The organism is Pedobacter psychrodurus (assembly GCF_032678585.1).
In the GTDB taxonomy this organism is placed as follows: domain Bacteria; phylum Bacteroidota; class Bacteroidia; order Sphingobacteriales; family Sphingobacteriaceae; genus Pedobacter; species Pedobacter psychrodurus_A.
In genome coordinates this window covers 1-10,629 of record NZ_JAVTSN010000087.1, presented here as the reverse complement: position 1 = coordinate 10,629, position 10,629 = coordinate 1, and the positions used below count along the sequence as shown (strand labels likewise).

At 40.0% G+C, this 10,629-nt stretch carries 6 protein-coding genes; 5 read left to right on the top strand and 1 reads right to left on the bottom strand.

Annotated features, from left to right (window positions below; genetic code table 11):
* Positions 1 to 211: 211 nt before the first annotated feature.
* The 5 genes from R2S57_RS29710 (at position 212) to R2S57_RS29690 (ending at position 8,325) form a co-directional block, all read left to right on the top strand.
* Complete coding sequence (locus R2S57_RS29710) at positions 212 to 1,501, top strand: folylpolyglutamate synthase/dihydrofolate synthase family protein (RefSeq protein ID WP_316848536.1); 1,290 nt, start codon at positions 212 to 214, stop codon at positions 1,499 to 1,501.
* A 67-nt stretch (positions 1,502 to 1,568) separates the two neighbouring features.
* Positions 1,569 to 3,227: an alkaline phosphatase PafA gene (gene pafA, locus R2S57_RS29705; RefSeq protein WP_316848535.1), complete on the top strand. Its 1,659-nt coding sequence runs from the start codon at positions 1,569 to 1,571 to the stop codon at positions 3,225 to 3,227.
* 279 nt (positions 3,228 to 3,506) lie between these two features.
* Positions 3,507 to 3,875 carry a VOC family protein gene (locus R2S57_RS29700; RefSeq protein WP_316848534.1) on the top strand — a complete coding sequence of 123 codons (369 nt, stop codon included), beginning with the start codon at positions 3,507 to 3,509 and terminating at the stop codon, positions 3,873 to 3,875.
* A gap of 130 nt (positions 3,876 to 4,005) precedes the next feature.
* Positions 4,006 to 7,401 carry a methylmalonyl-CoA mutase family protein gene (locus R2S57_RS29695; protein WP_316848533.1) on the top strand — a complete coding sequence of 1,132 codons (3,396 nt, stop codon included), beginning with the start codon at positions 4,006 to 4,008 and terminating at the stop codon, positions 7,399 to 7,401.
* A complete protein-coding gene (locus R2S57_RS29690) occupies positions 7,402 to 8,325 on the top strand; it encodes an MBL fold metallo-hydrolase (RefSeq protein ID WP_316848532.1) in 924 nt (307 codons plus the stop codon).
* Between the two features lie 118 nt (positions 8,326 to 8,443).
* Here the strand turns inward: R2S57_RS29690 and R2S57_RS29685 are convergent, their stop codons facing one another.
* Positions 8,444 to 9,424: an acyl-ACP desaturase gene (locus R2S57_RS29685; protein ID WP_316848531.1), complete on the bottom strand. Its 981-nt coding sequence runs from the start codon at positions 9,422 to 9,424 to the stop codon at positions 8,444 to 8,446.
* Positions 9,425 to 10,629: the final 1,205 nt, after the last annotated feature.

Genomic DNA, 10,629 nt, shown 5'->3' with positions numbered 1-10,629 from the left:
ATAGTAACCAATATACAAGTCAGATAGTAACATCTGACTGCACACATAAAATAAACTACCAGTTATGAACTACATATCGGTCAGATGGTAACATCTGACTACACATCATCCCCACAAGAAGTATCCCCACGCAAGACCCTTTAAAACTTCTGAAGAAATCTTCTCCTTTCGTTCCATAATAACTCCAGTCAACTTATATTTGAGGCATATTATGAACTACCAACAAACGCTTGATTTTTTATACAGTAAACTCCCAATGTTTACCCGCGTTGGCGCATCTGCGTTCAAAAAAGATTTAACCAATACCATCATCCTTTGCGAAGCGTTGAACAATCCACAGGATAAATTTAAAAGCATCCATGTGGCCGGTACAAATGGTAAAGGATCAACCTCACACATGCTCGCTGCTGTATTGCAAGCGCAGGGTTACAAAACGGGACTGTATACTTCTCCGCATTTAAAAGATTTCCGCGAGCGCATACGCATTAACGGAAAAATGATGGGCAAAACCGAAGTGGTGTCGTTCGTAAAAGAACAACAGCAACTGATCATAAAAACAGAACCATCATTCTTCGAGGTAACCGTTGCCATGGCATTCGATCATTTCGCAAAACATCAGGTAGACGTTGCCGTAATCGAAGTAGGTTTAGGCGGAAGGTTAGATTCTACCAACATCATCACCCCGCAAATTTCGGTCATTACGAATATTAGCCTCGATCACATGAACATGCTGGGCAATACACTCGCCGAAATTGCTGGCGAAAAGGCAGGAATCATCAAAAAGAATATCCCTGTAGTGATCGGTGAAACACAAACGCAATCTGCTCCGGTTTTCATCAATAAAGCAAAAGAAGAGCACGCTCCAATTATTTTCGCTGATGCAGTCTTAAAGGCACAGGATTTTAAAATCAGGAACACAAAACTATCCTTATCTGTTTATCAGAACGGTAAAATCAAATACAAAAACATGCAAAGCGATCTTACCGGTGTTTATCAACACAAAAACATTTTAACGGTTTTAGAAACACTTGCTGTACTTAACGAGAAAACGGATATTAAAACCGATCAGGAGGCAATATACAAGGGATTAAGTCAGGTTAAAAAACAAACAGGTTTGCAAGGTAGGTGGCAAACTCTGGGCAAAAATCCATTGGTGATCTGCGATACCGGGCATAACGAGGCCGGGATTAGCGAGGTGATTAAAAACATCAATCAAACCCCTTATCAAAACCTACACATTGTTTTCGGTATGGTTAACGACAAAGACATTTCTAAAGTTTTATCCCTAATGCCTAAAAATGCGGTCTACTATTTCTGCAAACCAGATTTAGAACGCGGTTTGGCTGCAGACAAACTACAAGAACAAGCAGCTACATTCAATTTAAAAGGGAACAGTTATCCCTCTGTTGCCGAAGCAAAACACCATGCCATCCAATCGGCCGATCCAAATGATCTGGTTTTTATTGGCGGAAGCACCTTTGTGGTAGCCGAAGCGATATAAAATCTTTACACAAACTTCAAAGTAGCTTTACCTAAATTTATTACTTTAGCCCTTTAACTAAAACATAATGAAGAAAATATCCTGTCTAATCTTTTCCATTTCTATTTTATCGATCTCGCTCTCCTCAGCCCAAACAAAAAAAACATCCACAGCACAACCAAAAGCATTTCCTGCTGAAGTTGCCCGACCTAAATTGGTGGTGGGCCTGGTGGTTGATCAAATGCGCTGGGATTACCTATACCGCTACTACAACCGCTATACCAATGGTGGTTTCAAAAGATTGATTAACGAGGGTTTTTCTGTAGAAAATACATTTATACCTTATACCCCAACTTACACCGCTTGTGGCCATACCTGTATCTACACTGGTTCAGTTCCTGCGGTTCATGGTATCATTGGCAACGATTGGTACGATCCTGAAACTAAAAAAAATGTATACTGTACTGAAGATTCTTCTGTATCTACGGTTGGCAGTACGCCGTCATCTGAAGGAAACATGTCGCCAAAAAATATGTTAACAACTACCATTACCGACGAGTTAAGGTTAGCGACAAACTTTAGAGGTAAAGTAATCGGTATTTCATTAAAAGACAGAGGTTCGATCCTTCCTGCAGGTCATGCCGCAAATGCAGCATATTGGTACCAGGGCAGCACCGGAAACTGGATTACCAGTACCTATTACATGAAAGAAGTACCAAGCTGGATTGCGGATTACAATAAGCTAAAATTAGCGAACAAGTTTTATGCAAAAAACTGGGAAACTTTGTATCCAATGAATAGCTATGTAAATAGTACAGCAGATGAGAAAGCATATGAAGGGAAATCGAGCACATTCCCGCATCAGCTTACGCAAAACATTGATAAAAACTTTGATACCATCAGAAGCACGCCTTACGGCAATACGATCACTTTAGATCTTGCTAAACTGGCGATCCTTTCAGAAGATTTAGGACAGGATAACATCACCGATTTCTTAGCGGTAAGCTGCTCATCTACCGATTATGTTGGTCACGCTTATGGCCCAAATTCAGTAGAAGCTGAAGATACTTACCTACGTTTAGACAAAGATTTTGAAGAATTTTTCAACTATCTGGATAAAAAAGTAGGTAAAGGAAACTATACCGTATTTTTAACAGCCGATCACGGCGCAGCACATGTACCAGGTTTTATGCAGGAGAACAAATTACCTTCAGGTGTGGTGAGCGACAGAGATATTGCAAACAAGTTAAATACATATTTAAACGAAAAATTCAAAGTCAACAATGTTGTTCTAAAATCAATGAATAATCAAATCATCTTCGATCATGATAAAACCGACAAAGGTGATGTAAGTTTCGATGTGATTAAATCAGCATCTGTTGAATTCTTGAAAAGATTAGATGGCTTCCAAAATGCAGTTGATATTGCCAAAATCTCACAGTCTACCCTTCAGGAAATCCAGAAAAAAATGATCACCAATGGATACAATGCCCGTAGAAGCGGCGATATTTATTATGTTTTACAACCAAACTGGTTTAATGGTGGCAGTACAGGTACCACACATGGAAACTGGAACCCTTACGATTCGCACATTCCATTGGTTTTTATGGGCTGGGGAATCAAACCGGGAGCAACAAACAAAATGCATTATATGACCGACATTGCACCAACATTGGCCGCATTGCTTCATATCCAAACCCCGAATGGAACCGTCGGAGAACCGATTACAGAGATTACAAACAAATAATTCTAAAAAACTATGCTTTCCAGCATAGTTTTTTTTGTTTTAACGGAGTTGATAGGTCCTTAAAAAGCATCGTCATTGCGAGGAGGAACGACGAAGCAATCCTACAACTATCGCTACTAACGAGCGCTTTGAGATTGCTTCGTGCCTCGCAATGACGACAATTTGAGGAGAGTCATTTGCGTTAAATTCCTCAGTCGTCCATATTAATCTTTATACAATAAATTATCCCTCGAAATGACGATAAATTGCGAAAATTTCCTATTTTCCCTATTTTAGATCATGTCAACATATACCGCCACCAAACTTACACCCATGCTCGAATCGCAGGATATGCCAGCAACGCTAAAATTTTATACAGAAGTTTTAAACTTCACCTGTTTAGCAAAATTCGATGACCTGAGCTGGTTAACGCTCCAAAAAGATGGTATAGAAATCATGTTTTCAACACCTAACGCACACCGCAACATTTCTAAACCGATCATGAGTGGTTCACTTTACATTAAAACAAACGAGGTAACAGCACTTTGGGAAAGTTTAAAAAATCAGTGCGAAATCTGTTATCCGCCCGAAGATTTTGAATATGGCATGAGGGAGTTTGCCATTTACGACAACAATGGCTATTTGCTGCAATTCGGACAGGATTTATAACTGAACCAAAAGCCATAACGGTATAGGGTATTCGTGCTTTAAGCTTCATATTTTAGTACATTTGCATACCAAATATTTTTGGAAACAGGGACCGGTAACCAGAGCATACCGATCCTTTAAATCCCATAGTATGCAACAAGTAGAAATCTATAAGCCTAAAAATAAAATCCGTTTTGTAACCGCTGCTTCCCTTTTCGACGGGCACGACGCTACGATTAACATTATGCGCCGTATCCTTCAATCTTCAGGGGCCGAAGTGATCCACCTTGGCCACAACAGATCGGTTGATGAAGTGGTAAACTGTGCCATACAGGAAGATGTTCAGGGCATCGCAATGACTTCTTATCAGGGCGGGCATATCGAATACTTTAAATATATGTACGATCTCCTGCAAGAAAGAGGATCAGGCCATATTAAAATATTTGCGGGTGGCGGTGGCGTAATTTTGCCATCAGAAATTGAAGAACTACAGGCTTATGGGATTTCTAAAATCTACTCGCCGGATAATGGACGTAAAATGGGTCTACAGGGCATGATCAATGATATGCTGATCCAAACCGATTTTATCACCAAAGCCAATATCACCAACGAGCTCAAAACCATTCCTACAAAAGATATCAAAGCCATTGCCGGAGCCATTACAGTCGCAGAAAATGATCCCGAAGGTGCCCAGAAATTTGTAGATGAATTAAAAAAACTTTCAAAGAATAATACTGCCCCTATTTTAGGGATTACAGGAACTGGCGGAGCTGGTAAATCCTCTTTAGTTGATGAACTCGTACGCCGTTTTCTGGTAGAAGTGAAAGATAAAACTTTAGCTATTATCTCTGTCGATCCTTCCAAACGTAAAACAGGCGGGGCTTTACTTGGCGACCGTATCCGAATGAACGCCATTAACAATCCCAGGGTTTATATGCGTTCTTTAGCAACCAGGCAGGCAAACCTTGCTTTATCCAAGAATGTACAAGAAAGTATCGATATCTGCAAAGCAGCAGGATACGATTTAATTATTGTAGAAACCTCGGGTATTGGTCAATCGGATACCGAAATTACTGAACACTGCGATGTTTCCCTTTATGTAATGACACCCGAGTTTGGTGCGGCCACGCAATTGGAGAAAATCGACATGTTGGATTTTGCTGATCTGGTAGCCATCAACAAATTCGACAAAAGAGGTGCCTTAGATGCCTTGCGTGATGTGCGTAAACAATACAAGCGTAACCATAACATTTTCGACGCCAAGGACGATGAAATACCTGTTTATGGCACCATGGCCTCCCAATTTAACGATCCGGGCATGAATAACCTCTTTGTGGCTTTAATGGAACAAGTTAAATTAAAAACCGGAACTGATTTTAAGGCCAAAATGGAACTGACTTCCGATCAGTCTGAAAAAATCTATATCATCCCACCCGATCGCATCCGTTATTTGGCAGAAATCGCAGAAGCAAGTCAGATGTATAATGAGTGGGTAGATAAACAAGCTACGATTGCCCGGAAAATGTACCAACTCAAAGGAGTAATTGATCTATTAGATGATAATAATTCCCCTCTTCCAGAGGGGTGTCCGCAGGACGGGATGTCAAAGAGCTTAAATACAACTTACAATTTCTTCGAAGAACAATTAGATGGCGAATGCAGACGCCTATTACGCCAATGGCCTGATACCAAAAGGGCCTATAAAGAAGAGTTCTTCATTTACAAAGTCCGCGATAAAGAAATAAAACAACCTTTATTTTACGAATCGCTTTCCAAACTCAATATCCCCAAAGTCTCCTTGCCGAGATATGAAGATTGGGGTGATATTTTAAGGTGGCTGTTAACCGAAAACCTTCCGGGCGAATTCCCTTATGCAGCAGGTGTATTCCCGTTAAAAAGAGAAGGCGAGGATCCGACAAGGATGTTTGCCGGAGAGGGTGGGCCTGAAAGAACCAATAAACGTTTTCACTATGTTTCCTTAGGCCAGCCGGCGCACCGCTTATCTACCGCTTTCGATTCGGTTACCCTCTATGGGGAAGATCCGCACATCCGGCCAGATATTTATGGAAAAATCGGAAACTCGGGAGTAAGCATTGCCACTTTGGATGATGCAAAAAAACTCTATTCCGGTTTTGATCTTTGTGCGCCTTCAACTTCTGTATCCATGACCATCAATGGACCAGCGCCAATGTTATTGGGCTTCTTCATGAATGCGGCAATCGACCAACAGTGTGAAAAATACATCATAGAAAATGGTTTAACCGAAGAGGTTGAGGCTAAAATTGATTCGATCTACAAAGCTAAAAATATTCCTCGGCCAAGTTATAGTGGCACATTACCGGAAGGAAATGACGGTTTAGGTTTAATGCTTCTCGGTGTTACCGGAGATCAGGTTTTACCAGCTGATGTATATGCACAGATCAGGGCCAAAGCCATCAGCTCCGTTCGCGGAACGGTTCAGGCTGATATTTTAAAGGAAGATCAGGCACAAAACACCTGCATTTTCTCAACCGAATTTGCCCTACGGATGATGGGCGATATTCAGAAATATTTTATCGACGAAAAGGTCAGGAATTTCTATTCCGTATCCATTTCAGGTTATCACATTGCTGAGGCTGGTGCCAATCCCATTTCTCAATTGGCCTTTACCCTAAGCAATGGATTTACCTTTGTAGAATATTATTTAAGCAGAGGCATGCATATAGACGATTTTGCACCTAACTTATCATTCTTCTTTTCCAACGGAATCGACCCAGAATATGCAGTTATTGGCCGCGTAGCGAGAAGAATCTGGGCCAAAGCCATCAAGAATAAGTATAAGGGAAATGATCGCTCACAGAAGCTTAAATACCACATTCAAACTTCTGGTCGTTCACTACATGCCCAGGAAATTGATTTTAATGATATCCGCACCACTTTACAGGCACTTTATGCGATATACGACAACTGCAATTCCTTGCACACCAATGCTTACGATGAAGCCATTACCACACCTACCGAAGAATCGGTAAGGAGAGCTATGGCCATTCAGTTGATCATTAACAGAGAATTAGGCCTGGCCAAAAATGAAAATCCCTTACAGGGTGCTTTTATCATCGAAGAATTAACCGATTTGGTAGAAGATGCTGTTCTTGCCGAATTTAAACGCATCAACGATCGTGGTGGTGTTTTAGGTGCGATGGAAACGATGTATCAGCGCGGGAAAATCCAGGAAGAAAGTTTGTATTACGAAACGCTGAAACACACAGGTGAATATCCTATTGTGGGTGTGAATACATTTTTAAATAAAAATGGATCACCTACTATTGTTCCCGGAGAAGTAATCCGCGCAACAGAAGAGGAAAAACAATACCAGATTTCGGCCTTGCAAAAATTTCAGGACCGTAACGCAGACCGTTCAGCTGATCTCCTAAAGCAACTCCAAAAATCGGCCATTGCGGGTGATAATATTTTTGACCAGTTGATGGAAGTATGCAAAATTTGTTCATTAGGTCAGATCAGTAAAGCACTTTACGAAGTGGGTGGTCAATACAGGAGAAACATGTAAATGAGAGCAATATTATTATTTTTTATCATCGCTTTTTCGGTCAATACCTGGGCACAAAAAATACCTGAATCGTCCTATATCATGGTTTTGGGAGTTGCTCAGGATGGTGGCTACCCACACATGGGCTGTCAGAAAACCTGCTGTAAAATGGCCTGGAAAGATGAAAAATTAAGGAGAAGTGTCGTTTCGCTTGCATTAGTTGATCCAAAAACAAAAAAATGGTGGCTTTTTGAAGCTACTCCCGATATTAAGGCGCAACTTCAGGATTTTAGAACAAAAACACATGAAGCCTATCCATATTTACCAGAAGGTTTATTTATTACCCACGCCCACATCGGTCATTATACCGGTTTGATGGAATTTGGTAGGGAAGTAATGGCTACCCACAATTTAAAAGTGTATGTTCTTCCTAAATTCAAAGCTTTTCTAACACAAAATGGGCCTTGGAGCCAACTGGTTACCCTGCAGAATATAAACCTTCTCGAACTTAAAGCAAACGATCCCATTGATGTAGCTGAAAATAAGATTACAGCTTTTACGGTACCCCATCGCGACGAGTATTCAGAAACAGCTGGTTTTAAGATCGAAACACCAACGAAAAAGTACCTATTCATTCCAGATATCGATAAATGGAGCAAATGGGATAAAAGCATTATCGATGAAGTAAAAAAAGTAGATATCGCCATGTTAGATGCTACATTTTACAGCAATGCAGAGCTGGGCAACAGGCCTATTTCAGAGGTGCCACATCCATTGGTCACCGAAACAGAAACATTATTCAGCAAAGAGGATCGTAACATTAAAAATAAAGTCTTTTTTATACATTTCAATCATACGAATCCTCTACTTTGGGATCCGATTATGCAAAAACAGATGTTGAAGAATGGGTTTAACCTCGCTAAACAGGATCAGGTTTTTTATTGAGATAAGAACATTTTAGCATGATAAATACTGAAACAAGTTCAGTATGAAGGAATTACAGCTTACAAAAAAAGCCTCCCGATTTTACATCGGGAGGCGTTCATATATATTAAAATTGCTGTTATCCAGCAATCCAGCTAAATTTATAATCAATGGTTGGGTTTTTCATTCTTTCTGCCACACGTAATAAACGCGAAGGTAAGGCCATAATATAATCGCGGGCTTTTTCACCAGCTTCATTTAAATCGCGCATCCCTTCAATTTTCCAGTCCACAATTAACTGTTGCATAATTTCAACATAATCAATCGCAGTGTAAACACCTAAACGTTGTGCGGCATCAGTAAAGTGGCCAAATGTTTGACCGATCTTTAAACCTACTTCACGTAAAAAATGTGCTGGCATTACTATTTTCTGGCGCATCATATCTTCAAAAGCCAGCATCGCTTCGTTAGGATCCACCTCAAAAATACGGTTCATGAAATCCTTGTATGCTTTTGCGTGTCTGGCCTCATCAGAAGCAATCACACCACACATTTTAGACAATAAAGTATCGCCATCTTTTTTGGCTAAAGAAGCAACCCTTCTGTGCGAAATATTGGTTGCCATCTCCTGAAAAGAAGTGTAAATAAAGTTACGGTAAGGATCGTGACCGGTACCAATATCGAAACCATCAGCAATAAGATATTGAGTAGAAATCTCCATTTGGCGCATGTCAACACGGCCAGATAGGTACAAATATTTATTTAGCAAGTCACCATGACGGTTTTCCTCTGCAGTCCAATGTCTGTTCCACTTCATCCAGCCGCCATCTTCCTTCATACTTGGCCCCTGTACCATCGCCAGCCACGATTCGTAAGTAGGCAAAGCCTCTTCTGTAATGGTATCACCGATCAATACAGCCACAAGATCGTAAGAAAGGTCCTTTGCGTTATCCCTTAATATTCTAATATCTTGATAAAATGAATCACTAGTAGAATCAGGGAGAAAATCAGACGGTTGCCAGTTAGTATCAATTGGTTTAAGATAGGTATCCATCATCTCCAGCATATACTTTTCTATATGCACCATTACTTCCCTTCTTTTATCTGCAAAAAAACTCATTACTTTTGTTTATATATTGTTAACAACAAAGATAACCAAATATTACGGCAAACCTTGTGATATTAACATATTTAGCATCAAATCGGTTTTAAAAGCAGCCTAAATTATTAACATTCAATTAAATGCTTAAATGCAGAGGTTAACGAATGTAGCAAGCATATTTAATAAGATTAAATTTTGGATTATTTGGAGCGCAAAGCTGTAGCGTTTAGATCGGGTTCTGCACTGGGGTGATGGAAGAGGGCAAATGTAAAATGGACGATGGAAAGGCCTTGCGTAAATCAGTGTAATCTGCTGCATGAGGTTATGATATGCCAATTGATAATCCTTTAAGTTCCTTAACTCTCTTAATCCCTTAATGGTGGAGAAATGGTAAAGATTATTAATAACGCGCTATAGCCCCTGTTACCATTAAGAGATTAAGGCCATTAAGAAAGCATCGTCCTAACAATCCCTTAACTCTCTTAACCCCTTAATGGTAGAGAAATGGTAAAGATTATTAATAACGCGCTATAGCCCCTATTACCATTAAGAGATTAAGGGCATTAAGAAGGTTTCGCCCAAATAATCCCTTAACTCTCTTAACCCCTTAATGGTAGAAAAACCCAGGCAGCCCTTATTACCATTAAGTGATTAGGCCATTAAGAAGGTTTCGCCCAAATAATCCCTTAACTATCTTAATCCCTTAATGGTGGAGAAATGGTAAAGATTATTAATAACGCCCTATATTCCCTGTTACCATTAAGAGATTAACGCCATTAAGAAGGTTTCGCCCAAATAATCCCTAAACTATCTTAATCCCTTAACGGTGGAGAAATGATAAAGGTTACTAATAACGCGCTATAGCCCCTATTGCGATTAAGGACATTAAGAAGGTTTCGCCCAAATAATCCCTTAACTCTCTTAACCCCTTAATGGTAGAGAGACCCAGGCAGCCCTTATTACCATTAAGTGATTAAGGCCATTAAGAAGGTTTCGTCGAAATAATCCCTAAACTATCTTAATCCCTTAATGGTGGAGAAATGGTAAAGATTATTAATAACGCGCTATAGCCCCTGTTACCATTAAGAGATTAAGGCCATTAAGAAAGCATCGCCCAAATAATCCCTTAATGGTGGAAAATGCCAACGGCTCAATGGCTAAAAAATGCCCATAAACCAAGAAAACCCTTCAACATTTCTGCTGAAGGGTTTCTTTTAAGATTT

Bases quoted from the DNA above. Each gene is read 5' to 3' on its own strand.
- R2S57_RS29695 (WP_316848533.1), top strand. From the start codon at position 4,006: ATGCAACAAGTAGAAATCTATAAGCCTAAAAATAAAATCCGTTTTGTA.
- R2S57_RS29710 (WP_316848536.1), top strand. From the start codon at position 212: ATGAACTACCAACAAACGCTTGATTTTTTATACAGTAAACTCCCAATG.
- R2S57_RS29685 (WP_316848531.1), bottom strand. From the start codon at position 9,424: ATGAGTTTTTTTGCAGATAAAAGAAGGGAAGTAATGGTGCATATAGAA.
- R2S57_RS29690 (WP_316848532.1), top strand. From the start codon at position 7,402: ATGAGAGCAATATTATTATTTTTTATCATCGCTTTTTCGGTCAATACC.
- pafA (WP_316848535.1), top strand. From the start codon at position 1,569: ATGAAGAAAATATCCTGTCTAATCTTTTCCATTTCTATTTTATCGATC.
- R2S57_RS29700 (WP_316848534.1), top strand. From the start codon at position 3,507: ATGTCAACATATACCGCCACCAAACTTACACCCATGCTCGAATCGCAG.